Genomic DNA, 24,674 nt, shown 5'->3' with positions numbered 1-24,674 from the left:
GCCACGGTTATCTGACCGTCCCTCGCCGGGTGGCGCTGCGAGGCGCCACCGGGTTGAGCGAGAAAGCGAGCACGACATGGCCTCCGATACCAACATCCTCCGACGCAAGCGCAAGCGCCGTCACAAGAACGCTGGGCATGACCGCAAGGTCAAGCAGAGTCGCAAGAGCACGCTCTCCGCTGCCGAGTTGTTCGCGGCTTGTGGTGAGCCGGGTCAAGCCGCGCCCACGTCCAACTGAGTCGCATGGGCGCGAGCCCAGCAAAGCCAAGTTTCTAAAGCCGAGTTTCTTGATCCGGTGTGGGGCCAGCGCGTAGTGTGCTCGGGCAAACCGCCGGTGCGATCATCGGTGTGGAGCAAGCATGACGACACCTTCGCCTGAGCTCTCCCCGGGATTCGTGATCGACGGCCACACGATTGGTTCGAAGATCCGCGTGCGCTCGGGCGCTGCCACGTACCTCGCCAAGGATCCGCAAGGTGGCGATGTGCACCTCACCGTCTACGCGGCGGCGTGCTTCTCGTCGACGCTGATCCGCGAGCGCTCGCTGCGAGAGCTCCGCCAGCTCGAGGGCATCGACGTGCCCGAGATCGCCAAGGTGCTCGGGTCCGGCAAGCTCGAGGACGGCGGCGTCTACGAGATCAACGAGCCCATCACTGGCCAGACGCTCGACGGCGTCGGCCAGCTCGGACCGGACGTGATGGGGGCGACCGTGGCGGGGGTCGGTCGGGCGTTGCTCGCTGCCCAAAAAGTTGGCGTCATCCATCGCAACCTCGGGAGCAACGTGGTGTTCAGCACCGCGGGTGGGCTCAAGGTGCTCGGCTTCGCGGTCGGCGAGCCGCAAGGTGGCGCCGCCCACGGCGCGCTCGACTCGATCGCGCCCGAGCAGGTCACCGGCAAGGTCGTCGACCAGCGCACCCTGATCTACAACCTCGCCGCGATCGCCCACCAGCTGTTGAGCGGCCAGCCCTTGTTTGGTGGCAGCGCGACCGAGAAGCTCGATCTGCACGCCAACCGCGAGGCCGCCAACGTCGACCCCATGCTCAAGCGCGCCCTGAGCAAGGACGCCCGCATGCGGCCGATGATGCTCAAGCAGTTCTTGGCCGAGTTCGACAAGCTGGCGGGTGAGAGCTCGGGTCCATCGACCGCCGCGCCCGCGGCCAAGCCGTCGACGCGGGGTTGGACGATGTTCATGGAGGCGCAAGAGGCCGCGCCTGGTGCCTCCCCCGCGGCCAGTCCCGCGCCCGCCGCCCCGGCCCCCGCGGGGATGGTGGTCCCGAGCGCGCCCGCGCCGAGTCCAATCGCGCCCGCGCCCGCGCCGAGTCCGGTCGCGCCCACACCGTCCGCGCCCGCGCCCGCACCCGCCGCGGCCAAGCCGTCGACGCGGGGTTGGACGATGTTCATGGAGGCGCCCGAGTCTGGGGACGACGCGAGCCCCGACGTGGCCCCGCCGGCCCCGGCGCCCGTGCAGGCGCCCGCGCCCGCGCAGGCCGCCGCGCCCGAGCCGGCGCCCGCCGCCGCGCCGTCAACTCGGGGCTGGACGATGTTCATGGAGGCTGAAGACGGCGCGCCGGCCTCTCCGACGCCACCCGCCATGGCGCCCGCTCCTGCGGCCCAGGTCCCGGCGCCGATTCAGCCGCTCGCACCGATTCAGCCGGCCGCCCCCGCTCAGCCGGCGGCGCCGGTCCAACCGGCCGCGCCCGTTCAACCGGCCAAGCCGTCGACGCGGGGCTGGACCATGTTCATGGAGGCGGAGGCGCCCGCAGGGGAGGCCGCCTCGCCAGCACCGGCCGATCCGGCTCCCGCTCAGCCGGTTCAGCCCGCTCAGCCGGTTCAGCCGGTTCAGCCGGTTCAGCCGGCACAGCCCTCGCCAGCAGCCGGCGCACCGTCGACTCGTGGCTGGACGATGTTCATGGAGGCCCAGGTTCCGGCCGAGTCTCCAGGTGCGCCAGCCGATCCCACGGCAGCACCGGCCTCGCAGGTCGCGCAACCGCAGGCCCCGGCTCAGCCCCAGGACCCGGCTCAGCCTCAGACCCAGATCGGCGCGTCGGACTCCAAGGGCTGGACGGTGTTCATGGAGAAGCCGCTGGTCCCGGCCGAGCAAGCGGCGGATCAGGCCCATCCCGACGAGCTCGTGACCACGGCCGAGCAGCCCGTCCAGGCGGCGGCCGAGGAGCAGCAGCCGACGGCCCAGTACGCAGCCCAAGCCCCCGCTGGGGTCAGCAAGCAGACCCTGATCATGGGGGAAGCGCCGGAGATCCCGGCGGCCGTGGAAGCCCGAGAGCCCAGCGCCCCGGTGCCGGCCCCGGTGCCCACGCGCCCCGCGATCGAGAGCGGCATGCCTGCACCCGCGCCTGCGCCTGCGCCCGCGTTGGCGACACCGATCCCGTCCGCGGAGATCGAGCCCTACGAGACCAAGAAGACTGGCCTGTTCATCGGCGTGGCAGTCGTCGTGGTGCTCGTCGTCGTGATCATCATCGTCGCGGTGCTGTGATCCCGGCGGACTCGTGTTAACTGGCGATGCGGCGTCACCTGGCGATGCGGTGTCACCTGGCGATGCGGCGTCACCTGGCGATGCGGCGTCACCTGGCGATGCGGCGGACCCACTGGCCGACCCATCGCAGGAACGGAATCACCAGGTCGAATTCGGTGCTGGGAAGCTCGGCGTCGGTCCGCGAGGACAGCATCGGCAGGTGGCCACGCTCCGCTCGCTTGGCCTCGGCCTCGCGGCGCTCGACCAGCGCCAAGCCTCCCGTGCGAACGAACGCGACCACGCCCTCGAGCTCACCCGCGTCGAAGAAGGTCCCGCAGCTGCGGCACTCATCGACCACGATGCCCGAGTAGCGCGCGAAGTTGCGTCGGTTCATCCGCTGTCGGCAGCTCGGGCACGGCCGATAGTGGACGACCTCGGAGATCGCCATGGTCTGGCGCTTCACGTCGTCCGGCCGAAGGTTCGCGTGCGCCTTGGCCCACGCGATCATCTCGTCGAGCGTCCGCCGATCCACCCACGCACCTCCGCATCCGCGACAGCCGTGGATCTGCGCCTCGCTGCCGCGGTATCCGGCCTCGGTCATGCGAGGATCGAGCGCCCAGATCGACATCTGGTCGGCGCAGGCGGGGCACGCAAACTCGCCCTGGGCAGATGGTGGCGGGGTCTCGCCTTGGGCGTGGCCGCAGCTCGGACAAAACCCGTGGTGGCCGTCGACCAAGGTCAGGCAGTGGGGGCAGGGCGCGGAGCTGCGCGGATCTGGGACCCCGAGCGGCACCCGGACCGCCCCACAGTAGTCGCAATTGCCGCGACCGGCGTGGCGCTGCGGACCTCCGCAGGCAGGACAGTAGTAGGCTGGTGCATCCACGCCGCCCCAGACTAGCAAGTAAGTGACCCCGCCGAGACCGCGGCGCGTCGCCGACCAGCGGTTGCAGTCGGCGAACTGCCCAGGTCTAGGTTGGGGTCAAACATGGTAGGATGGCGGCGATGATCGCCTACGAGATGCTGGTTCAGACCATCGCCGACTGGAAGGCGGGCGTTCGCCCCACCGCGCCGAGCATGCCGCCGATCCCCTCGGGTGCGCCCGAGGTCGTCGAGGAGTTCGACTCTGGCGTCGTCGACATGGACGAGGGGCAGTATGGCGAGGGCGAGTACGCGGTCGACGGTGACGCGCAGAGCCAGGGCGAGTACGCCGAGAGCGACGAGAGCGAGTACGCCGTCGATGTCGAGGGGGACGGGGACTACGCTGAGCAGAGCGGAGGCTACGCGGCCCAGAGTGGTGGCTATGCGGCGCAGAGCGGCCAATATGAGGAGCAGACCGAGCAGAGCGATGGTCAGTACTCGCAGCCCGAGTACGCGCAGCCCGAGTACGCACAACCGCAGCCGGACGACTCGGCGGCGCAGGCCTACCAGGACGACGACGAGCAGTACTGAGCGATTTTTAGTCGTTCGGTGGGGGATCCGGGAGGATCGGGTGGGCGCGCTCGAAGAACGCGCCGTCGCGGATCCCCGTCAGCTCGATCGACTCGATCTGATCGATGTGCGCGAGCAAGTTGCTCAGCTCCTCGGGCGTCTCGAGCTTGGATCCGTTGACGCTCAGGATCACGTCACCCGGGCGTAGATCACAGCCTGGCGTGCACAGGTCAGGATCGCCGGGCCACACCCGGGTGATCATCCAGCCCTCGAACCGGCCCTGCGGACGGTAGGCTTCGGGGCCGATCTGGGCCATGAGGTACGCAGCTGACCCGCCCTGGGTCGCGCGCAGCAGCTCACTTCGAAAGATCGCACCTTCGGGCCGGGGAGGACCCTCGGCCGTGGTCGCCGGGGCTGCGTTCGAGTCGCTGGCCGCGTCGATCAACGGCTCATCGGGGGAGCTGTCGGTGCCGGTAGTGGGTCGACAGCCCATCGCGAGGAGCATGAGCAGTGGGACCGAGCGAGCGCGCATGCGCCCACCATCGGCGCCCGCGTGTCCGCTCGCAAGTTTTGTGCACGCGCGGGCCGAGGCTCACAACCCGTGAGCGATGCAGCGGCCCACGATCGCCTCGGTCACCGCGTCGATCGACAGCGAGGCGTCAACGCGCTCGACGCCGTCGAGTTGATCCGCGAGGACCTCCGCGTAGCCCCGCGCGAGGTCGCGCTGGGTCTGGGGCACGTCGAAGCGCTCGACCACCTGTCCGGTGCTGGCGCGGCGCTGGGCCACGCGCGCCAGGGCCAGCGTCGGGTCGAGGTCGAACACGAAGGTGAGGTCCGGCCAGCGGGCCCGGGCGTTGAGCGTCCGCACCCAGGCGCCGTCACACTCGAGCGACTGGTAGACCCACGACGAGATCACGTAGCGATCACAGATCACGATCTCACCGCGAGCGAGCGCCGGCTCGACTTCGCGGGTGAGGTGCTCGAGGCGATCTGCGGCGAACAGCAGGGCGAGGGCGGCCGGGTCGACGGTGACGGGCCGGCCCGGGACCACCGCCAGGAGCGCGCGGGCGAGCTCGCCGATCTGCCCGGTGGATGGCTCGCGGGTCTCGTGAACTCGGTGACCGCGCGCGCGCAGGCGCTCGGCGACCCGGGCTTGCTGGGTCGTCGTCCCGCTGCCGTCGATGCCTTCGAACACCACGAAGCGGGGGGCTTGGGCTGTCGGTTGCTCGTTCATCCCTGCGTCGACGCATGTTGCACCAGCGTCGAGGCGAGGCCAAGCGTGCGCTCGCGGGCAAGGACGTGGCACACTCTCCGCGGGCAGGGTCTGGCCCAGGCCGCGGTGCAACCGCGTGGACGTGCGCGACCAACCAGGTCATGCGCTCGCTTGGACAGTCCTCTACAATGCCCGAGGAGCGCCGTGAACCAGCCAGCCAACAACCAATACGGAGGGCACCCAGACCAAGGTCAGACCGTGGTCCAGGACGGACCGCCTGGCCAACCGCAGTACGTGGCCGCGTCACCCCCCGGCGTCGCCGTGACGTTGCCGGGTGGCTCCCCGCCGCAGGTTCAGCACCAGCAGGCCCAGCCGTATCAACAGCAGGCCCAAGCTCCCGCTCAGCCTCCGCCAGCGGCCACGCCCAAGCGGGGCGGCGATCAGCTGATAGCCGGGGCTGGCAACACCGTGTACGAGTTCGAGGGGGCGTTCTCGGAAGAGGCGCGAGCCGGCGGCAAGCACAAGACCTTCTTCGCCGACGGGTCCGATCTCGCGGCGATCTCGGTCAAAGAGGAGCGACAGGCCAGCAACCTCAGCGGCGGCGGTGGGACGACCTGGCTGATCGGGGGCATCGTCGTCGTCGTCGTCGGCGGGCTGTTGGCGTTCTTCTTGATGGCGAGCGGCGACAACGCTGGCGCGAAGGCCGACGAGGTCGCCGAGGCTCCCGCGCCGGCCGCTGCACCCGCCGCCGCGCCGGAACAACCGGGCGCAGAGGTCCCCGCGGCCGACGCCCCGGCACCCGCCGTGGACCCGGCGCCCGCCGTGGACCCGGCGCCCACGCCCGCAGCCGACCCCGCGCCCACGCCCGCCGTCGAGCCGGCACCCACGCCCGAGCCGGCGCCCGAGCCCGCGCCGGAGCCCGCGGAAGATCCCAAGCCTGCGCCCCAAAAGAAGAGCTCGGGCACCAAGAAGAAGTCGACGCCCAAGAAGGAGCCCGCGCGCAAGGTCCCGTCGATCTCGCCCAGCAAGCCCCCGCGCGATCCAGGCCTCGACAACCTCCCCGCGCCCGACTGATCGGGCGTCGCGGGCGTCGCCCGATCAGCCGGGGTTCAATCGCCGCTTGGCTCGCCGGTCGGCGCGGCGGATTCGCCTGGCTTGGCGGCGTTGCTGGCGATGGCGCTTGCGAGCGTCGCGGTCGCGCTCATCGGGGAGGCGCTCGAGAATCTCGACCGACGCCAACACGACGAGTCCGGTGATCACCAGGATCGGATCGCCGGGAGCGTGGGCCCGCTCGCTGACGCCGTGATCGCGCTCGACCGCACCGAGGACGATGTTGGCCTCGACCCGGACCGCGAGGCCGGGGGGCACGATGAGGCGGGCCGAGGAGAAGACGCAGCGCAGCTCGATGTGGGTCTCGCCCGGCCCGAGGTGGGCGTCGCGGAAGTCGAGCTCGGCCGCGGCGAACACATCGACGAAGCGGTTGCGGCGGGCGGGCACCCAGGTGCCGCGCTGCTCGATGCTGGCGAACAGCGCGACGATGCTGCGCCTGGGCGCGACGTCCCGCGTGAGCGCGACGTCCCGCGTGAGCGCGACGCTGGCGGGCGCGACTGGAACCGGCAGATTCGCCGCCGCCTCACCCACGTGACCGACGAGATCGACGGTCAAGCGCTCGAGCGCAGGCAGGCTGTCTGCGTCCTGCAGCGCGTCGAGTCGGCGCTCGAGCTCGTCGTCATCGATCAGGCCCTCTGCGTAGCCCGCGGTGATCAGGGCTTCGGTTCGCTGCTTGGCATCGCGCAGCGCGATCAGGTTCGTCGGTGCTCGCTCGTGATCCACAGATGACAACTCGGGAGATCACTAACATTCTCGCGCGGGTTCGTGGGGGCGGTGGATGCGCGTGCCGATCCACGCCAGGACCCCGAGACAAGCCAGCAGCGCCAACAGGTAAAGACGTAGGCGTCCGCGGGTGGTCGCGGTGGACTCGTCGATCTGGGCCTCGAGCTGTCCGAGCGCAGCCGTGACCGTCGGCTCGTCGGGCGCGAGGTCGCGGGCGGTGCCGAGCAACATCATCCGCCCGCGCTCGTCGACGCCGTCGACCTGGGCCTCGAGCACCAGCGCGTCGACGCTGAGCTCGCGGGCTCGATCGGCGTCCACGTCGGCCAGCAGCATCGCGCTCTTGCGCAGCAGCTGGGCCGCGCGGGCGGGATCACCCGACGCTTCGATCTCGATCGCAACCTCGGAGTAGAACGGCGCGATCAAGTCGGGATCGACGGGCTCGCTGCCGTCGCTGAGCAGGGTGTCGAGCATCGCCGCGCCCGCGATGGGATCGTCGCTCGACAGGGCCTGAGCCACGGTCGCGTCGCGTCGGGCCAGGCGCCGTCGATCCAGCAGATCGATGTAGGCCCCAAACAATCGCTCGGGTTGGCCCTCGCACTTGGCGTCGACGAGGCCGCCCCCCAGCCGCAGCTCGCACTCGGGCTCGAGCAGCTCGGGCGCCGCTGTCTCGAGTCGCTGGCGGATCGCCAGGCGTGCGTGCTCGCGGTAGCTGAGCTCGGCGCGCTGGGTGCTGGTGCGGCCGCCGAGCAGCCGGATCGACTTGCGGCGGACGCTCGGCAGCGGGCCGGTCACGTAGCTCTCGAACGCGTCCCGGGCCGCCCGTCGCACGCCTGGGGCGTCGGCGTCGACGTGGTCGAGCAGCAGCGGCGCGGCCTCGCCATCGCGCACGATCGCGTAGGCCTGCAGCACGTCGGCGAGCAGCCGCCGCTCGTGCGACACGGCTTCGATCGCCCGCGAGGGATGGAGTCGGTCCATGCGGTCGAGGCAGTAGGTCGCGTAGGCGGCTCGGCGAGCGGCCGTCGACGCCTCGTCGGCGCCCTCGGGTGCGACCGACTCGCGCAGCAGCGGCGGGATCGCAGGGTCGCCAATCGCATCGATCGCGCGGCCGACCTCATCGCGGAAGGTCCCATCGAGCACGTAGCCGCTGTCGAGCAAGGTCGAGACCACGTCGGCGACCAGCTTGGGGTCCTCTCGGGCAGCCTTGGAGGCCGCGCGCAGCAGCGCGACGGTCAGCAGGGCGTCGCGGTAGACCGGGTGCAGCGGCGTGGAGATCCGGGCAGTCGCGACGCCGAGCAGATCCTCGAACCAGTCTTCGGACACGCGCACGTCGTATCCGTGGGCCTTCTTCCAGTGCAGCGCGAAGTGGCCATAGCGGTTGGGCACGTCGCCGCCGATCAGCGCGAGCACCTGCTTGTACTCGCGCTTGGGCCGGTCGCGCTCGGCCAGCAACAATGGCGCGATCTCGGGCCATAGCTTCGGTCCTGCCTCCGCGAGGTTGCGGGTGAGCAGCACGGCTTCATCGAGCGGACCCTCTCGCAGCGCGTGAACCTGGGCCGCGAAGCCCGACGGATCCCGCGGCGGCAACGGGTCGTAGGCGATCGGCTCGGGGGCGCTCGACGCCTTCGTGTCCGCGCCCGCGCTCGAGTCGACGATCTGGCCGACCGCGCGCCGCTGGTCTCGCTGCGCCCACCACTGCTCGCCAACCTCGAGCAGCGCCGCCGTCGTCTCGCGCGCGGCCTCGAGATCGGTGCGCGCTCGCTCTTCGCCAACCCGAGTCTCGATGACCACCTCGGCGGGCGGACCCGTGCAGCCGGTCACACTGAAGACCAGCAAGCCGAGCAGGGCAGGGGAGCGGCGAGCCACGATCGTGGGCTAGCGGACTCGCGGACAAATCCGAAATTTTCCCCGAAAAGGTCGAGCCCGCCGCGGCCCTGATCGGCCGCCGTGCGAGCTCGTGAAGTCAGTGATGTCGATTCAAAAAGCCAAGTAATTCAAGTGGCTTGAATGGCAACAGCTGGATTCTCCCAGAACCATCGAGGGCGCCGGCTCCGGCTCAGTGCATGCGCTCGCGGGGCACCGGGGCCCCAGCTTCGGGCACGAAGCGAAGGAAGCGAACGCCGACGCCGGTCAGCCCGCGGAGCTCGTCGCGGTCGTTGTAGTGCACGTAGTAGTGGTTCTGGACCCGGGCCAGCGCACAGATCGCCGCGTCCTCATTGGCCAGGGTGAAGCGGACGATCACCTTGGTGTTGAGCGGCAGCGGCTCGGCCATCTCGACGAACATGCCGGTCGCCGAGATGTTGCGGGCGACGTAGCCCTGGTCGCCAAACTCTTCAGTCGAGATCAGCACTCGGAACACCTTGTCGATACGAGTTGCGCTGCGCCGTTCTTGCATGGACACATGATCGGCGTGTGCTCCGATGGAACCAAATATCTTACATGTAGCACATGCTCATGTGATCAGTTCCAACAGGCCCCACAGCGCCAGGATCTTGCCGGCGCCGACGATCAGACCGAGCGCGCCGAGAAACGCACCGAGCCCGCGCAGCAGCGGGCGACCGGGCGCCCGCGCGAACATCAAGGCGAAGATCCCGACGCTCGCCGCCGGCCACGCGGGGAGGTCACCGACGCTGGGCCACAGGATCGCCGCCGCCCATCCAACACTGAACAGCCCGGCGCCGAGGCTGAGCAGGCTCCAATCGCGCGAGGTGCCACCAGCGGACAAAGCGGGCGCGTCCGAGCCGATCTGCGCGTCATCCCCGTCGACCACGGCGCGAGTCTAGGAACACCACGCGCGAAAGTCCACGACCGGTGTTCGGCGGGGCCGCTTGTCTAGACCCGGCATTTCGCCAATAACCCCGTCGCCCATGGCTGCCGATCCACCTACCGACGCGTCCTCGCGGCCGGGCTTCCGCTCCGGCTACGTCGCGCTGTGTGGCCGGCCCAACGTCGGCAAGTCGACCTTGCTCAACGCGCTGCTCGGTGAGGAGCTCGCGGTCGCCAGCGTGCTGCCGCAGACCACCCGCGAGCGGATGCTGGGGATCTGGACGACCGATCGGTTTCAGGCCGTGCTCGTCGACACGCCTGGGATCCACCGGGCCAAGTCCGCGCTCAACAAATACATGGTCGCCGAGGCCTTGCGCGGGGCTCGAGGCGTGGATCTCATCTTGATGTTGGCCGAGGTGCCGAGCTTCCCGGCCGGTCCCGAAGGCGCGGCCGCGGCCGCCGAGTGGGAGCCAGGCCCGGGCGCGCGCGCGGTGGTCGAGCGGCTCGCCGAGCTGGTCGCAGGGCAGGGGCCGCGCATGGTCCTGGTCCTGACCAAGTGCGATCTGCTCGCGGATCGTGATCTGTTGCTGCCGATCATCGGCAAGTGGCAGGCGGTGCACACCTTCGACGCGGTCGTCCCCGTCAGCGCCAAGATCGCGCGGGGACTCGACACCCTCCGCGCCGAAGTCGAGGGCGCGCTGCCCGAGGGGCCGGCCTACTACGGCCCCGAGCAGCTCAGCGATCGATCGATGCGCTGGCACGCCGCCGAGCTGATCCGCGCCGAGCTGTTTGCGCGGCTCGGCCAGGAGCTGCCGTACAGCTCGGCCGTGACGATCACCGACTTCAAGGAGCTGCGCGAGCGCGACCGGATCGACGCGCTGATCCACGTCGAGCGCAGCAGCCAAAAAGGTATCGTGATCGGGGCCAAGGGCCGGTCGATCAAGGCGATCTCGATCGGCGCCCGCAAGCGGATCGAGGCCCTGACCGGGCGGCCCTGCGAGCTGTTCGTCGAGGTCCGCGTCACGCCGGGCTGGACCAAGGATCCCAAGAAGCTCGACGAGCTGGGCTACCGGGCGCAGACCGAAGTCGCGGGTAGCCCGGAGCTCGACCAGACAGGAGGATCCAATGACTGAGGTTGAAGCCGATCCCAGCTACGACGACGCCGAGTTCGCCGCCGAGGTCGCGGCCGAGGTCGCCGAGGCCTCAGGTGCCGGCGTCGCTGGTTCCGCGCCGCTGGTCGCGATCATCGGCCGGCCCAACGTCGGCAAGTCGACCCTGTTCAACCGCCTGGTCGGGCGCCGCGAGGCGATCGTCGAGGACAAGCCGGGCGTCACCCGTGATCGCCTGTACGGCGTCGGCTCGTGGGAGGGCCGCCACTTCCTGCTCGTCGACACCGGTGGGCTCGACCCCAGCCTCGACACCGGACTGCCCGCCGACATTCGCAGCCAAGCCCAGGTCGCGATCGAGGAGGCCGATCTGATCCTGTTCGTCGTCGACGCGAGCGAGGGGGCGACGGCGGTCGACTTCGAGATCGCCGAGCACCTGCGCCGCAGCGGCAAGCCAGTGCTGGTCGCGGCCAACAAGGTCGACAACGACAAGCGCGAGCTCGCGGCGGTCGCCCTGCACGAGCTCTCGCTCGGCGAGGTTCACCCGATCTCGGCCGCGCATGGGCGCAACGTCGGCGAGTTCTGCGACGCCCTGCTCGAGCGCCTGCCGGACGCGACCGAGGTGATGCCGACGCCGATCCCACCGGGCACGCGGCTGGCCTTCATCGGCCGGCCCAACGCCGGCAAGTCGACGCTGATCAACACCTTGTTGCAGGCCCAGCGGGTGATCGTCTCGGATCAACCGGGGACCACCCGCGACCCGATCTACCTGCCCTTCAAGTACAAAGATCGGGATCTGGTGCTCACCGACACGGCCGGGCTGCGCCGCCGCAAGCAGGTCGCCCGCGCGATGGAGAAGCTCGCGGCGATCAAGTCGATCCGGACCATGGAGCGGACCCAGGTCGTGATCTTGGTGATCGACGCGACCGAGGGGGTCACCGATCAAGATCAGCGTCTGGCCCGGATGGCGTTCATCCGCGGCAAGGGCGTGGTCGTGGCCCTGCACAAGTGGGATCTCGTCAAGTACGACGGCAAGCTCGCGCGTGAGCGGCTGCTCGCTGCCCAGGAGTCGCTGGCGTTCCTCGAGCACCCCTGGCTGGTCAAGACCTCGGTCGTCGGGCCAGGTCGCGATCGCGGCGCGGGCAAGTCGTTCAACCTCGACGAGCTGCTCGACGCGTGTCTACGCACCGCCGCGGCGCTGGCCAAGCACATCCCGACCGCCGCGCTCAACGAGGAGCTGCAGGCGGCCGTGGCCGAGCACAATCCGCCGATGTGGCGGGCCAAGCCAGTCCGGCTGTACTTCGCGACCCAAGCCGACACCGAGCCACCGCTGATCGTGATCTCGGCCAACCACGGTCGCTGCCTGGGTCCAGACTACGAGCGCTACTTGATCCGTCGGATCCGTCGGCGCTGGCACCTGCGAGGGATCCCCGTGCGCCTGGTCGTGCGTGGGCGTGGGCGCGCCAACAAAGAGCGATCTGCCAAGCGCTGACCCGCGTTTTCCGGCACCGACCCCGGCCGCAGCGGATCCGAGCGGCCGCGAGCCCGGCTCGATCGCAGCTGCGCACATTGCGAGATGTGGGTGCTAGACCCGTTGAGCCGGCGATCGAGCCGAGTGTGCCAACTCTGTTGACGTGGAGCTGTCAGGTGGGCCCTTGGCTTGGGCCACGTCACCTGAGAACATGCAGCTTCAACCTTGCCATAAATGAAGGCGGGAGGGTATTAATGCCCTAGCCCGCCCCCCGATCTGCATTGTCGGAGCAGGAGACCAGCTCATGTCGCCCCTCAAGCTTGGAACCAAGTTCACTCTACTCGCCGGCTGCGCCGTGGCCATGACCATGACCATGACCAGCGGCTGCCTCAACCATCCGCTCAAGCCCGTCGAACTCGAGAAGGGATCCGAGGTCGAGGATCAGCTGCAGCTCACCGTCAACAAAGACGTCGACATCCTGTTCGTGATCGACAACTCCGGGTCGATGGGTGAAGAGCAGGCGATCCTCGCCAACAACTTCGGATCGTTCATCCAGGTGCTCGAGGCCGACGACGTCGAGGCCAACTACCGGCTCGGCATCACCACCTCCGACAACGGCAACCCCTGGTGTCCGCCCGGCACGACCACGCCCGAGGCCGGCAACCTGGTGCTGAGCTCGTGCAAGGCGCGAATCGGCGACTTCATCTTCAACAACGGTGAGACCGACGTCACCGATCTCGCCTGCAACGACATCTGCACCCTCGACGCGACCGCGCTCGAGGTCTTGCCGAGCACGACCGACTACGACAGCACGCCCAAGCCGCGAAAGTGGCTCGAGAACATCGAGGGCAAGAAGAACATCCCGGACTCCACGGACACCGAAGAGGCGTTCAAGTGCTTCGGCCCGCAGGGCATCAACGGCTGCGGGTTCGAGTCGCAGCTCGAGTCGATGTACCTCGCGCTGATCCGGGCCCAGAACGCCGAGGAGGTCGGCAGCTACGGGTTCCTGCGCGCCAGCGCGATCTTGGCGGTCGTGTTCGTGACCGACGAGGCCGACTGCTCGTACAACAAGAGCTTCGCCGAGATCTTCGAGCAAGACGGCAACCGCGTGTTCTGGTCGGATCCAGCCGCCGCGTTCCCGACCTCGGCCGTGTGCTGGAACGCGGGCGTGGACTGCGAGGGTGACCCCAGCAACTACGACGCGTGCAACGCCGTCAACAAGGACGTCGACGGCAACATCGGCGTCGACAACAAAGACGCGGTGCTGCATCCAATGAGCCGCTACATCGGCTTGCTCGACGGCCTCGAGAAGGAGAAGCAGGAGCTCAACGCCGAGCAAGAGGTCATCGTCGCGTTGATCGGCGGCGTGGCGTCGGACGGCACGCCCTTCTACGGCGACGTCAGCGGCACCAACCCCATGTTCCAGAGCAGCTTCGGCATCGGGCCCGGCTGCGAGGCGCCCAACCCGATCAACCCGGCCGAGCCCGTGCAGGCGGTCCCGCCCGTGCGCTTGCGTGATCTCGTCGAAGAGTTCACGCCTGGCAACATGTTCTCGATCTGCCAGCAGGACTACTCGTTCGCCATGGAAGCGATCGCGCAGCGCATCCGCGACCAGATCCAGCCGGCCTGCTACACCAAGTGCGTCAAGGACACCGACGCCTCCACGGAGATCGTCGATCCCGAGTGCACGGTCGAGGAAGACCCGCCCGGCAACGACAACACCGTCAAGATCCAGGAGTGCGAGCGCGACGCTGCTGGCTACGTGCTCGACGGCAACGGCGATTACTCCATGCCCGGCACGGGCGTGAACGTCTGCTACGCGCTGCTCACCGACGACTCGATGTCGACCGGCTCGGTCGGCGACGACATGTCCGAGTACTGCATGGACGAGAACTTCAACCTGGAGTTCAAGATCGCCCGGCGCCCCGGCTTCCCCGCCACGGGTGGCACCTCGATCTCGGCGACCTGCTCGCTCGCCGACTTCCCCGACGTCACCTGCCCCGGCATCGGCGGCTAGGGTGCTGCGAAAAGTCGAGCCCCCTCAGCCCCCTCCTCGAGGGGGCTCGTCTTTTTAACAGTCAGAAGCGGACGGACAGGCGGACGCTGCCGTGGACGTAGACGGGTAGCTGGGCGAGGGCCTGGAGCAGGGCGTAGTAGCGGAGCGAGAGCCCGACCGCCCAGCGCTGACCGAGCAGGACGTCCAGACCGATGCCCGCGTGGAGCTCGGGGGCGGGGGTCGGTGTGCACAGGTCGTCGGCGCTGCAGCTCAGGCCCAGGTCGCACACGCCACCTTGACGACACTCGGCGCCCCACTGGCCTGGCTGCGCCGCGGTCGGGCTGCGCACGAACAACAGCCCGGCGCCGACGTCGACGCGCGGGACGAACCGACCGATGTCGAGGGCGTAGACGATCGAGCCCCCGGTGTTGGTCGCGTGGACCAGGCCGCCGTTGGCGAACAGCACGACCTCGTTGGCGTCCGCGTCGAAGCCGGTCTCTTCGAACACGGGGTGCACGGTGTGGCTGGCGTGGACTCGCAGGAACAGCCAACGAAGCATGCGGATGTCGAGCTCGAGGCCGACGCCGCCGCCGCGCAACGGCGTGGACCCGCGTCCGATGAACGGCACCCGGAACGCCGCGTAGGTGGGAACGGCGGTGAGCTGGACCCGGTGATCGTCGTCGAAGCCGCGCGTGATCGGCCGGTCCCGACCCGCGCTCCACTGCCCGAGTTGGTTGTTCGGAGGCGACATGAAGCTGGCGTCGTCGGGATCGCGCGGGACCTGTCCGAACTCGTCGCCGGCCTCCGCGGGCGGAACGGGCGCCTCGGTTTGGCTCCCCGTCGGCGGCGCCCAGGCGCCCAGACACAACAGCAATCCGAGGGCGATCGGGCCCTCACGCGCCACGCGATCGCTGCGTTGCTGGCCGCTCACGGGCCTCAGCATAGCGGTTTGGCGGCGCGCGGGTGGACAGGCGTCGAGCGGTCTTGTAGATAGGCCAGCCGTGAGCGACGACCTCGATTTCATGCCGGCGACGCCGGGCAAGGATGAGCTGGTCAATCCAGACGGTCCTGACCAGGCCAAGCCCAGCGGCACTCCTGCTGGGGACTCTGGTGGCGATCCTGGTGGAGACGGGGACCGGGCACCGGGCGAGCGGGCCGAGCTGCCCACCTGGAACCGCAGCCGGCGCAAGCGCAAGGCCAACGTCAAGGCTGAGAAAGAGGACGACGCGTTCCAGCGCGGCGTTCGAAAAGCCAGTCGTCAGGTCATCGACACTCCCAAGTTGGTGCTCGGCGCGATCGTCATCGCGGTGCTCGTGATCGGGGGGGGCGTCATGCTCACCAATCGCAGCGCGCAGGGTGACGCCGAGGCGGCGCGGACCCTGCAAGCCGCGACCGCTGCGATCGTTCGCGGGCAGGTGGTGCCACCCGAAGAGCAGGAGCGGCTCGGCGACTCGCTCCAGATGTATCGAATGCCGATCTTCACGACCGAGGACGAGCGCGCCGCCGCGATCGCGGCGGCCATGGCCGAGGCCAAGAGCTCGGGTCGCGACCAGGTCGAGCAGAACGCCACGCTGGTCGCCGCCGCCCAGGCTGTGCAAGCGGGTGACTTCGACGCTGCGCTGGCCGACTACGCGTTGTTTCTCGACGACGCAGGCCGGGACCACCCGCTTCGGTTCCTCGCGCTCGAGGGCCAAGGCAACGCGTTCGAGGCCAAGGGGGAGCTCGACGCCGCGCTCGCCAGCTTCCAGGCGATCGCGCCCTATCCCAGCGACTACTACCGGCCGATGGCGCTGTACCACCAGGGCCGGGTGCTCGAGGCGCTCGAGCGCACCGACGAGGCCCTGGCGATCTACAGGCAGTACCTCGAGGAATTCCCCAAAGAGGAGCTGGCCACGCCCATGGTGCGCGATCGACTCGAGGCGCTCGACCCAGAGTTTGCCGCCTTGCTGTCCGCGCCGGCTTCGGCCCCGCCGATCTCACCGTAGGATCAGGGCCCGTGATGTCAGGCAAGCTCGGCACGGGTGAGTGTGGGTCCAGGCCGGGCCAGCGTGCGCGCTCGGTCTTGCTGAGCACGCTTGGCATGCTTGGCCCGCTTGGCTTTCTGGGGATGGCGTGCGGCCCGGCCGAGCGGACCATCCTCATCCACGAGCCCGAGGGCGACGGCGCTCGCTCGATCTGGTCGGTCGACTTCGTCAGCGAGTTCACGGTCCCCGAGAACTACCGCTACCGCACCGAGGAGTATGGCTCTGCGGTCGCGGATCCCAGCCGCGGGTTGGTCTACGTGGGCAGCCGCGACGGCATGCTCGTCGCGTTCGATGATCGCGTCGGTGAATTCGTGTGGGAGCTCGACATCGGCGGTGGGCTCAGCAGCGTGCCTGTGCTGGCGGTCGTCGATCCCGAGCAGGGCGTGGGCCACGAGGCCGCTGCTGGTGAGCGCGCCAACTGGCTGCTGACCGGGACCGACGACGGCGCGATGGTGGCCGTGGATCTCGACACCCAGCAGGTTCGCTGGCGCTACCGCACCAACGGCCTGGTTCGCACCCCCGCGGTGATCGGCGACGGCGTCGTGCACTTCGCCAATTCGCGCGACCAGATCTTGACCGTCGATCTTCGCGGCGGTGAGTGGGTCTGGGAGTACGATGGTGAGTTTCAAAAGGACTTCACGGTCTACGGCCGCGCAGGTCTGGCCTATCAGGCGCCGCTCGATCCCACGAGCAGCGCAGGTGGAGTCCTGTTCACCGGGTTCGCCGACGGCAAGGTCATGGCGCTCGACGCCGTGAGCGGCGCGCCGAAGTGGAGTGAGTCGCTCGCGCCGCTCGAGGGTGAGGGCTTGTTCGTCGACGTCGACACCACGCCCGTGTTGGATCCCGAGCGCGGTCAGGTTCTGGTCGCCAACCAGGCGTCCGGCGTGTTCGCGCTCGCGCAGGCCGACGGCGCGCGGGTCTGGAACACCAAGATCCGGGCGGTCGGCAGCCTCGCCCCCGCCCCGGGTGGCGTGGTCCTGGCCGCGAGCTCGCTCGAAGGTCTCTACGCGCTCGAGCCAGACGGTCGAGTCCGCTGGTACCAGCAGCTCGACCCCGGCTCGCTCGCAACCCCGCTCGTCGTCGGGACCACCGTGTTCATCGCCCACTCCGACGTCGGCCTGCTGGCCTACGCGACCGTCAGCGGCGAGCTGCTCGGCCACCTGTTCAACGGCAGCGGAAGCTCGGGCCAGCCCAGCTTCGATCCGGTGCTCGGCCGGGTGTACGCCAGCTCCGACCGCGGTCAGCTGTACGCCCTGCGCCTGTCGCAGTGACCGGGCCGAGCTGGTTTCAGCTGGGTCGAGCTGGGCCAAGCTGAAACCAGTCAGAGGCCTGGCCCGAGCTGATCGATGTGTCGGGTCAGCACCGGTTCACCGCCGATCAGCGCCACGAGCTCCTCGCCTAAGACCTCGACGACCGCGCTGGGCCAGGCCGCGCCCGCGTGCGCGGCACGGAGCCCGAGGGCGGGCTCGCGTCGGTCTCCGCGTTGCTCGATCAGCGCGACGCCTGCCTCGGCGCGCGTTCGATGGCTGAGCAGCACGGCGAAGCGTCGCTCACCGGGCCCGCCGACCCAGGCGCTGTCGGGGACCACCTGGGTCGCGGGCACCCAGCCGCCGAAGAATCGATCGCCGCGCCGGACCAAGATCTGCGCCCAGCGCAGGCACGTCCCGTCGTCATCACAGCGATCGACGCTATCGAGCAGCCACACGGCGTCATCGATGCTGACGACTTGATAGCGCTCACTGGCGGGCGGCAGGTGAGGGGCCGGGGCAGCGAACAGGGGCGCGCGCGCGACCGCCAAGCTGGCCGGTTGCCAGGCCGCGCCCGGGGGGATCGGGAGCACGTCGGCCGTCGGCCACGGGTAGGTGTGGGTGCTGGAGGTCGAGCCGACGGTGACCACCAGCGCGGTCAAGAACAGCTCGTGATCTTGGTAGAGGTGGCCGCCCGGGATCGGCGTGGCGGCCTCGCCCTCGACCAGCGGGGCGAAGCTGTTCGCGTCGACCCAGCTGAGCGCCTGCTCGAGCGTGTCGACTCGCCCGACCAGCTCTCCGGGTGGCGGCGAACCACCGCGGGGCAGCGCGTCGATCACGGGTGGCTGAGCGAGCGAGCGGGCGGCGTCGATCTGAGCGCCGCGCGGGCCGATGAGCTCGACGCTCAGCCAGAACCCGCCGGGTTCGTCCCAAATTAACGGACCATCTAGTGGACCGTCGCTGGGTGCGTCGGGGCTCGGTGGTTGTTCGGGAGCCGCGGGCGGCGAATCGATCGGCGGACCCGCGTCAGCGATCGCGGCCGGCCAGCCGACCGCCAGCATGATCGCGAGGGAGACAGCGGGTCGCATCCGAGGAAGCTACCCGCTGTCGTTTGGGCAGCGCAACGTCAGGCGCTGTCGTCGGCGAGCTCGTCCTGGTCGTCGTGCTCGCCCTCTTCGGTGCTCTCCCGAATCTCGTCGATCGTCTCGGCCTCGGGCTCGTCGTCCTCGTCAGTCTGGGGACCGTCGAGCACGTCCTCGTCGTCCTCGGGCGCCGCCTGGGTCACGGCGACGGGGGCGTCGTCTGCGGGCGCGTCGAGCCGCGACCGCAGATCCTCGAGCACGGCGGCCGCGTGGCCAGCGGCCTTGCGGACCAGGTACTTGGCTTCGATCTTGCCGTCGGGGCCGACGACGAAGGTCGAGCGGATCATGCCGACGACCGGCTTGCCGTACAGCAGCTTCTCACCCCACGCGCCGTACGCCACCGATGCGGCGTAGTCGGTGTCGGCGAGCAGATCGATCCCGAGCGAGTGCTTCGCACGAAACTTCCCGTGGGAGTCGAGGCTGTCCGTCGACACACCCAGGACCACCACGCCGAGCTGGGCGAACTCATCGGCGAGCGCCGTGAACTCGATCGCCTCGGTCGTGCAGCCCGGTGTGTTGTCGCGCGGGTAGAAGTACAGCACGAAGCGTCGCCCAGCGAGCGAGCTCGTCGAGTGGCGCGTGTCGGCGTCGGCCGGCAGATCGAACGCGGGCGCGGTGTCGCCGACCTCGAGCGAGACGGTGCTGCCCTCAGGCTTCGCGGCCTTCTGCTTGCGCTCCTCCGCTGGGCCTTCCGCTTGCGCGGCGGCTGGCTGGGTTGAAGCGGGGTTGGTCTTGGAAGCCGTCTTCTTGGAAGCCGTCTTCTTGGAAGCCGTCTTCTTGGCCGCCGTCTTCTTGGAAGTCGTCTTCTTGGAAGTCGTCTTTTTCTTGGCGGCAGGTTTTTTGGAAGCGGCCTTCTTCTTGGCAGCAGGCTTCTTCTTGGAAGCAGGCTTCTTCTTGGCAGCAGCCTTCTTCTTGGAAGCGGCCTTCTTCTTGGAAGCGGCCTTTTTCTTGGAAGCGGCCTTTTTCTTGGAAGCGGCCTTTTTCTTGGCGGCAGGTTTTTTGGAAGCGGCCTTTTTCTTGGCAGCAGGCTTCTTCTTGGACGCAGCCTTCTTCTTGGAAGCGGCCTTCTTCTTGGACGCGGCCTTCTTCTTGGCGGCAGGCTTCTTCTTGGACGCAGCCTTCTTCTTGGAAGCGGCCTTCTTCTTGGAAGCGGGCTTCTTCTTGGCGGCGGCCTTCTTCTTGGAAGCGGCTTTCTTCTTGGAAGCGGGCTTCTTCTTGGCGGCGGCCTTCTTCTTGGAAGCGGCTTTCTTCTTGGAAGCGGGCTTCTTCTTGGAAGCCGACTTCTTCTTGGAAGCCGACTTCTTCTTGGAAGCGGGCTTCTTCTTGGAAGCCGACTTCTTCTTGGAAGCCGACTTCTTCTTGGAAGCCGACTTCTTCTTGGAAGCCGACTTCTTCTTGGAAGCCGACTTCTTCTTGGAAGCCGACTTCTTCTTGGACGTCTGTTGTTTGGCAGCAGCCTTCTTCTTGCTGCCTGTCTTCTTGCGCGTAGCCATGGTTGGATCCTCCGCGGCAAGTCTAGGCGTTGGTGGAGCATCGAAGAAAGCCCGGATCTCGAGGGGCTCACCCGCGCCGAAGGATTCGCGGGTCTCGACGCGATCTACGGCTTTACAGCGTCTCGCTTGGCTCGTTACAGTGGCGCCGTCATGCGAACTCGATCCAAGGTCACCATCGGTCTCACCGGGACGCTCGCCCTGGCTCTGTTCGCCTGCGACGGTGGCGTGAGCGCCGTCGATGCCCTGAAAAAGGCCGACGAGGAGCCGAAGGTCGAGGACACCGAGCCGCGTGAGAAGCGAGAGATCCCGACGTCGGTGCTGCCCGAGCCAACCGCCGAGGAGCTCGCTGCCTGGGATCGCAAGGATCCCGAGGGCGAGAAGCACCTCTACAAGTGGGACAAGGCCAACGCGAAGACCATGCAGACCTACTGGAAAGAGCTGCGCTGTCTCCGCGACAAGATGAAGGAAGAGGGCCAGAAGGCGTTTGGAGCCGAACCAGGCGGCCCCGAGCAGCAGCAGTGGGAGCAGTTCAAGCTGGCCTTCATCGATCCGGTCGTCGACGCGTGGCAGCAAAAACTGTTCGCCGCTCAGGGCCAGGACATCCTCACCAAGTCCAAGTACATCGGCAACATCATCGAGGCTCATGAGCTGGTCATGAACGGCTACCCGGTCGCCTACAACGACAACGATGAGATCGAGATCAAGCGCCAAGACGCGCTGTGGACGGTCGCCGAGAACCGGGTCGTGGACTACTCGAACAAGATCGGCGCGCCGATGACCTTCCCCGATCTCGAGGACGCCAAAGAAAAGAAGAAGTGGGACAAGTTCTGCCACGACGTGATCTTCCCCCCGAAAAAGAAGAAGAAGTGATCGGGCACCGACGGGGCGCGCCGGGCTGAATCAGGCCAGATACGGGCCAGAACAGCTCAGATCCCGTCGATCTCGTCGAGCTCGTCCTCGAGCCGATCGAGCTCGTCGGCGCTGACCTTGGCGAGCGGCGCGGAAGACTTTGCGCCCTCTCCGCTAGCTGCTTGCGCGGCCGCAGGACGCAGCCACTTGCGGGCGAACACCACGATCATCGCCAACGCCAGCACGGCGCCGAGGATGATCGCGACGAGGATCTCGCTCTGCTGGGCCGCGCCCATCTTCTCCTCGCCGAACCGGGACACCAGGGCGGTCTCGATCTGCTCGCGGTCTTGGCCCTGCTTGGCGAGGCCCAGGATGTCGTCCTCCAGCTCGCGGGCGGCTTGGGTCGGGCAGCTGGCGATCGAGCGGCCGGGGCAGTAGGGCGAAGGCATCTCCGCGGCGATGTCGCGGGCGAGGGACTCAGCCTGCAGATCGGCAGGCGTCGGCGTGACAGGCGAGCTCATGGGATGCGGGAGTTATGCCATTCATTTCGATTCCAGGCTTCGCCCCCCGCAGCCGAGCTGCGCGGTCGATGCGCGGTCGATGCGCGGTCGGCCGCCGGTCACGTGGCTTGGCACTCGGCGCGGACGAACACGGCGCTTGAGGCACGCCCCCCGTCGGGGTAAGCCAGAGCCGTGCTCACCGTCGTGGTCCACGAAAAAGGTGGGAAGACTCAGCGCTTCCCGTTCGAGGGCGACCAGTTCTGCGTCGGCCGCGAGGAAGACAACGAGCTGCTGCTCGATCGGGCCAACGTCTCGAAGTACCACCTGCGCTTTCGTCGAGTGCAGGGCGGCGTCGAGGTGCTGGATCTCGAGAGCACCAACGGGACCTACGTCAACGGCCGCAGGCTCGCGACGCCCCGCAAGGTTCGCCGCTCGGATCGGATCTATGTCGGTGACTTCATCTTGATGCTCGACGGCGACGATCAGTCAATCGCGCCGCGTGAGCGCGCCGAGCTCCCGGTCGCAGGCGCCGACGGCAAGCCGCGGCGGACGGCGGTCGGGATCCCGCCGGCCGAGGCCGAGCGTGGCGAGCCGCTGCCCGGCGTCGAAGAGGAAGAGGACGAGACGGTGTTCACCTCGGCGCGCCGGGTCTCGGCGCCCGGAGTCGAGAGCGCCTACCTCGACAAGATCGCCAGCCGGGTGATCCAGACCGCGCTGATCAACATCCGAGACCTCGACCCGCTGCACGCGGCCAAGGTCCACGACACCGATCGTGACAAGGCGCTGGCGCTGATCGACTCGATGATCGCGGACATGCGCCGCAACGCCGAGATCGAGGCCGAGGTCGAGCTCGAGCCGCTCAAGGGCCGGATCGCGCGAGAGCTGCTCGAGCTGGGTCCGCTGAGCGAGCTGATGCAGGACGACGGCGTCGTCGAGATCCAGGTGGTCGGCGGCGGGTCGATCCGAGTGGTCCGCGAGGGCAGCAACAAGGCCAGCCGCGCCGAGCTGGTCGAGCGCCGGTTCTCCGGTGATCGGGCGCTGGCGTTGGCCTGCCGCCGGCTCGCGCGCCAGTGGGGCTTCCTGGTCGAGGGTCAGCAGATCCTCGAGGGCAAGGTGTCCGACGGCTTCTACATGTACGCGTTGCTGCCTCCGACGCAGGTCAACGCCCCGGTGCTGAATTTGCGCCGGACCCGAACCGACGCCAACAACTTGTCGGCGCTGGTTCAAGAGGGCGTGCTCAGCGAGGACATGCGCGAGGTCCTGCGCGCGGCGATCCGCGGCGCGCGTCGGCTGCTGATCTCGGCCTCGGGCGGGGTCAACCTCGATCGCTTCATGCACGCGCTCAGCGGCGAGGTGCCCGACGACATGCGCGTGGTCTGCATCTCCGACACCGGGCGGCTCGGGGCCAACAAGCGCAGCTGGATCCAGGTCCGGCGGATCAGCGACCCTGGCGACACCGTCCACCTGTCCGACTCGCTCGGGATCTTGCTGCGCGGTGGGGTGGACCTGCTGGTCTCGCAGCGCTGCCGCCACGAAGACGCCGCCTCGGTGATCGACGCGATCTCGGGCGCGACGGCGGGCGCGGTGGTGTCGGTGTGGGGGATCGACTCGGCCCACGCGCTGAGTCGCCTGGCCGCGCTCAGCACCGTGGCCAGCGGGGCGATCCAGGCGCTGACCGTCGCGCTCGCGCGCTCGGTCGACCTCCTGGTGCGGGTCAGCGTGGGCGCCAACAACGAGGCCATGCAGATCATCGAGCTGGTCGAGCCGCGCGTCAAAGAGGGCAACCAGATCGTGCACATGCCGATCTTTCGGGCCATGAAAGGGCAGGACGGCGCGACCGAATTCCGGCCCACGGGGACGGTCCCGGCGTTCATCAGCGAGGTGGCCGAGCGCGGCATCAACCTGCCCATGAGCGTGTTCAAGCCCGACAAGAAAAACGCCTGATGGGGGCCTCATCACGACGCTCCGGTCGTCCCAACCAGCGCCTCGAGGCGCTGCTCGATCGCATCGAAGACAGGCTGGTCGACGCACCGATCGGCCTGCATCAAGTCGGCGAGCCGGCCAGCGCCGAAGCGCTCGCGCAGGCCGAGCTGTCCGAGGACGCCGCCGGGCTGTGGAGCCGCTGGGACGGGATCGAATTTGGCAGCGCCGAGGCCCGGCTGCTGACCCTGGCCGATCAGATCGAAGCGACCGAGGCGGCCCACGCCGCCGAGATCCTGCGCGAGGGTGATCGGGTGATCGGGGAGATCGGACTGGCGTTGCTGGTCGCGCCCGCCGATCCCTGGGACGAGGGCGGCGAGGTCGTGATGGTCGAAGACGACGGCGAGCGGGCGCCCTACGCCTCGAGCGTGGTCCGCCTCGCGCTGGGTCTGATCGCCGAGATGAGCGTGCTCTACGACGACGACGGCGAGTACCGCGAGGGGTTGTTCGAGGAGCACGGTGAGCTGACGCCCCGGGCCGAGCGCCGGCTGCTGCGACGGCGGCTCGACTTCGACGAGGACGCCCCGTTTCCGCGGTTTCGCCTGGGCCAGCTGCTGCGTCGCGGCGGTGAGCTCCGGGCCGCGCGCGCCGAGCTGCGTCGGGTGCTCCGCTGCGCGCCCGAATTTTGCTGGGCCCACTGGGAGCTCGGGCGCGTCGAGCTCGAGATCGCCGCGGGCGAGGATCCGGGTGAGGCGCGCGCGGCCGCCCGCGAGAGCTTCGCCGCCGCGGCCGAGAAGACCGGCGACGCACACCTGCGCGCGCTGTTCTTGGCCTGGCAAGCGTGGTCGAGCGACGGCGCCGAGCGAGAGCGGCTGGCCGCGGAGGTCTTGCGGCTGGATCCGAGCTTCGCCAGCGCCCGCGAGGCTGGGCTGCGCGAGGCGATCGAAGACGAAGATCGCGATCGCGCGAAGGAGCTGCTCGGTCTGGCCCTGGCGGTCGCGCCCCGCCAGCTCGGGCTGCTCGAGCTGCGCGTTGCCGTCGAGGCGCTGCCCGTCGTCGAGCGGCCGGCGAGCGGGCCCGAGGACGAGCACGCACCCGCCGCCGTCGCGCCGCCCGACGCCAAGGCTGCCAGGGTCAAGGCCGGGAAGGCCGACACCCGCCGCAAGCCTGGCCGCTCGCGCAAGCGCTGACGCTCGCGCATGCCCGGCCGCTCGCGGACGA

At 68.9% G+C, this 24,674-nt stretch carries 23 protein-coding genes; 12 read left to right on the top strand and 11 right to left on the bottom strand.

Annotated features, from left to right (window positions below; translation table 11 throughout):
• Nucleotides 1-76: 76 nt before the first annotated feature.
• Both ENSA7_RS43920 and ENSA7_RS45810 read left to right on the top strand, forming a co-directional pair.
• Nucleotides 77-238: a hypothetical protein gene (locus tag ENSA7_RS43920; protein ID WP_181233925.1), complete on the top strand. Its 162-nt coding sequence runs from the start codon at nucleotides 77-79 to the stop codon at nucleotides 236-238.
• A 121-nt stretch (nucleotides 239-359) separates the two neighbouring features.
• The gene (locus tag ENSA7_RS45810) at nucleotides 360-2,489 is read left to right on the top strand and encodes a serine/threonine-protein kinase (RefSeq protein WP_146157895.1); all 2,130 of its coding nucleotides are present in this window, start codon (nucleotides 360-362) and stop codon (nucleotides 2,487-2,489) included.
• 88 nt (nucleotides 2,490-2,577) lie between these two features.
• Here the strand turns inward: ENSA7_RS45810 and ENSA7_RS19860 are convergent, their stop codons facing one another.
• Nucleotides 2,578-3,351, bottom strand: a complete 774-nt coding sequence (locus ENSA7_RS19860) for a zf-TFIIB domain-containing protein (protein WP_146157894.1) — start codon at nucleotides 3,349-3,351, stop codon at nucleotides 2,578-2,580.
• Between the two features lie 119 nt (nucleotides 3,352-3,470).
• On the opposite strand from ENSA7_RS19860, the gene ENSA7_RS19855 reads away from it, so the two are divergent.
• The gene (locus ENSA7_RS19855) at nucleotides 3,471-3,917 is read left to right on the top strand and encodes a hypothetical protein (RefSeq protein ID WP_146157893.1); all 447 of its coding nucleotides are present in this window, start codon (nucleotides 3,471-3,473) and stop codon (nucleotides 3,915-3,917) included.
• Between the two features lie 7 nt (nucleotides 3,918-3,924).
• Here the strand turns inward: ENSA7_RS19855 and ENSA7_RS19850 are convergent, their stop codons facing one another.
• Entirely contained in the window at nucleotides 3,925-4,389 is a 465-nt protein-coding gene (locus tag ENSA7_RS19850; protein WP_146157892.1) for a hypothetical protein, read from the bottom strand.
• Nucleotides 4,390-4,488: 99 nt separating this feature from the next.
• Nucleotides 4,489-5,130 (bottom strand): dTMP kinase, encoded by a 642-nt coding sequence (gene tmk, locus ENSA7_RS19845; protein ID WP_106090883.1) that lies wholly within the window; start codon nucleotides 5,128-5,130, stop codon nucleotides 4,489-4,491.
• A gap of 183 nt (nucleotides 5,131-5,313) precedes the next feature.
• Between tmk and ENSA7_RS43915 the strand changes: the two genes are divergently transcribed.
• Complete coding sequence (locus ENSA7_RS43915; protein ID WP_181233924.1) at nucleotides 5,314-6,183, top strand: hypothetical protein; 870 nt, start codon at nucleotides 5,314-5,316, stop codon at nucleotides 6,181-6,183.
• Between the two features lie 24 nt (nucleotides 6,184-6,207).
• On the opposite strand, the gene ENSA7_RS19835 is transcribed toward ENSA7_RS43915, so the two are convergent.
• The 4 genes from ENSA7_RS19835 to ENSA7_RS19820 form a co-directional block, all read right to left on the bottom strand.
• Entirely contained in the window at nucleotides 6,208-6,942 is a 735-nt protein-coding gene (locus tag ENSA7_RS19835; RefSeq protein ID WP_106090882.1) for a LiaF domain-containing protein, read from the bottom strand.
• Nucleotides 6,943-6,963: 21 nt separating this feature from the next.
• Nucleotides 6,964-8,805: a hypothetical protein gene (locus ENSA7_RS19830; protein WP_146157890.1), complete on the bottom strand. Its 1,842-nt coding sequence runs from the start codon at nucleotides 8,803-8,805 to the stop codon at nucleotides 6,964-6,966.
• Between the two features lie 190 nt (nucleotides 8,806-8,995).
• Nucleotides 8,996-9,334: a PilZ domain-containing protein gene (locus ENSA7_RS19825; protein WP_106090880.1), complete on the bottom strand. Its 339-nt coding sequence runs from the start codon at nucleotides 9,332-9,334 to the stop codon at nucleotides 8,996-8,998.
• A 57-nt stretch (nucleotides 9,335-9,391) separates the two neighbouring features.
• Entirely contained in the window at nucleotides 9,392-9,709 is a 318-nt protein-coding gene (locus ENSA7_RS19820) for a small ribosomal subunit Rsm22 family protein (protein WP_106090879.1), read from the bottom strand.
• A 97-nt stretch (nucleotides 9,710-9,806) separates the two neighbouring features.
• Here ENSA7_RS19820 and era point away from each other — a divergent pair, with 97 nt between their 5' ends.
• From era to ENSA7_RS19805, 3 genes are all read left to right on the top strand, one after another.
• The gene (gene era / locus ENSA7_RS19815) at nucleotides 9,807-10,838 is read left to right on the top strand and encodes a GTPase Era (RefSeq protein ID WP_106090878.1); all 1,032 of its coding nucleotides are present in this window, start codon (nucleotides 9,807-9,809) and stop codon (nucleotides 10,836-10,838) included.
• Nucleotides 10,831-12,303: a ribosome biogenesis GTPase Der gene (gene der / locus ENSA7_RS19810; protein ID WP_106090877.1), complete on the top strand. Its 1,473-nt coding sequence runs from the start codon at nucleotides 10,831-10,833 to the stop codon at nucleotides 12,301-12,303. Before era ends, der begins: the two co-directional genes overlap by 8 nt.
• A gap of 283 nt (nucleotides 12,304-12,586) precedes the next feature.
• Nucleotides 12,587-14,299: a vWA domain-containing protein gene (locus tag ENSA7_RS19805; protein ID WP_106090876.1), complete on the top strand. Its 1,713-nt coding sequence runs from the start codon at nucleotides 12,587-12,589 to the stop codon at nucleotides 14,297-14,299.
• Nucleotides 14,300-14,360: 61 nt separating this feature from the next.
• Here the strand turns inward: ENSA7_RS19805 and ENSA7_RS19800 are convergent, their stop codons facing one another.
• Nucleotides 14,361-15,209, bottom strand: coding sequence for a hypothetical protein (locus ENSA7_RS19800; RefSeq protein ID WP_146157889.1), 849 nt, complete (start codon nucleotides 15,207-15,209; stop codon nucleotides 14,361-14,363).
• Between the two features lie 70 nt (nucleotides 15,210-15,279).
• On the opposite strand from ENSA7_RS19800, the gene ENSA7_RS19795 reads away from it, so the two are divergent.
• Complete coding sequence (locus ENSA7_RS19795) at nucleotides 15,280-16,263, top strand: tetratricopeptide repeat protein (RefSeq protein WP_106090874.1); 984 nt, start codon at nucleotides 15,280-15,282, stop codon at nucleotides 16,261-16,263.
• 14 nt (nucleotides 16,264-16,277) lie between these two features.
• Nucleotides 16,278-17,573: an outer membrane protein assembly factor BamB family protein gene (locus tag ENSA7_RS19790; protein WP_106090873.1), complete on the top strand. Its 1,296-nt coding sequence runs from the start codon at nucleotides 16,278-16,280 to the stop codon at nucleotides 17,571-17,573.
• Nucleotides 17,574-17,623: 50 nt separating this feature from the next.
• Here ENSA7_RS19790 and ENSA7_RS19785 read toward each other — a convergent pair whose 3' ends face one another.
• A complete protein-coding gene (locus ENSA7_RS19785; RefSeq protein ID WP_106090872.1) occupies nucleotides 17,624-18,637 on the bottom strand; it encodes a hypothetical protein in 1,014 nt (337 codons plus the stop codon).
• A gap of 38 nt (nucleotides 18,638-18,675) precedes the next feature.
• Entirely contained in the window at nucleotides 18,676-20,184 is a 1,509-nt protein-coding gene (locus ENSA7_RS42335) for a peroxiredoxin (RefSeq protein ID WP_146157888.1), read from the bottom strand.
• A gap of 150 nt (nucleotides 20,185-20,334) precedes the next feature.
• On the opposite strand from ENSA7_RS42335, the gene ENSA7_RS19770 reads away from it, so the two are divergent.
• The gene (locus ENSA7_RS19770) at nucleotides 20,335-21,054 is read left to right on the top strand and encodes a hypothetical protein (protein ID WP_146157887.1); all 720 of its coding nucleotides are present in this window, start codon (nucleotides 20,335-20,337) and stop codon (nucleotides 21,052-21,054) included.
• 56 nt (nucleotides 21,055-21,110) lie between these two features.
• Here the strand turns inward: ENSA7_RS19770 and ENSA7_RS19765 are convergent, their stop codons facing one another.
• Nucleotides 21,111-21,554, bottom strand: coding sequence for a cytochrome c-type biogenesis protein (locus ENSA7_RS19765; RefSeq protein WP_106090870.1), 444 nt, complete (start codon nucleotides 21,552-21,554; stop codon nucleotides 21,111-21,113).
• 171 nt (nucleotides 21,555-21,725) lie between these two features.
• Between ENSA7_RS19765 and ENSA7_RS19760 the strand changes: the two genes are divergently transcribed.
• Together ENSA7_RS19760 and ENSA7_RS19755 are read left to right on the top strand one after the other, a co-directional pair.
• Nucleotides 21,726-23,477, top strand: a complete 1,752-nt coding sequence (locus ENSA7_RS19760) for an FHA domain-containing protein (RefSeq protein ID WP_106090869.1) — start codon at nucleotides 21,726-21,728, stop codon at nucleotides 23,475-23,477.
• Nucleotides 23,477-24,643, top strand: coding sequence for a hypothetical protein (locus ENSA7_RS19755; RefSeq protein WP_106090868.1), 1,167 nt, complete (start codon nucleotides 23,477-23,479; stop codon nucleotides 24,641-24,643). Before ENSA7_RS19760 ends, ENSA7_RS19755 begins: the two co-directional genes overlap by 1 nt.
• The last annotated feature ends 31 nt before the right edge of the window (nucleotides 24,644-24,674 follow it).

It is taken from the genome of Enhygromyxa salina (genome assembly GCF_002994635.1).
In the GTDB taxonomy this organism is placed as follows: Bacteria; Myxococcota_A; Polyangia; order Nannocystales; family Nannocystaceae; genus Plesiocystis; species Plesiocystis salina_B.
The sequence above is the reverse complement of the archived record's forward strand: the minus strand, read 5'-3'. Positions and strand labels throughout refer to the sequence as shown.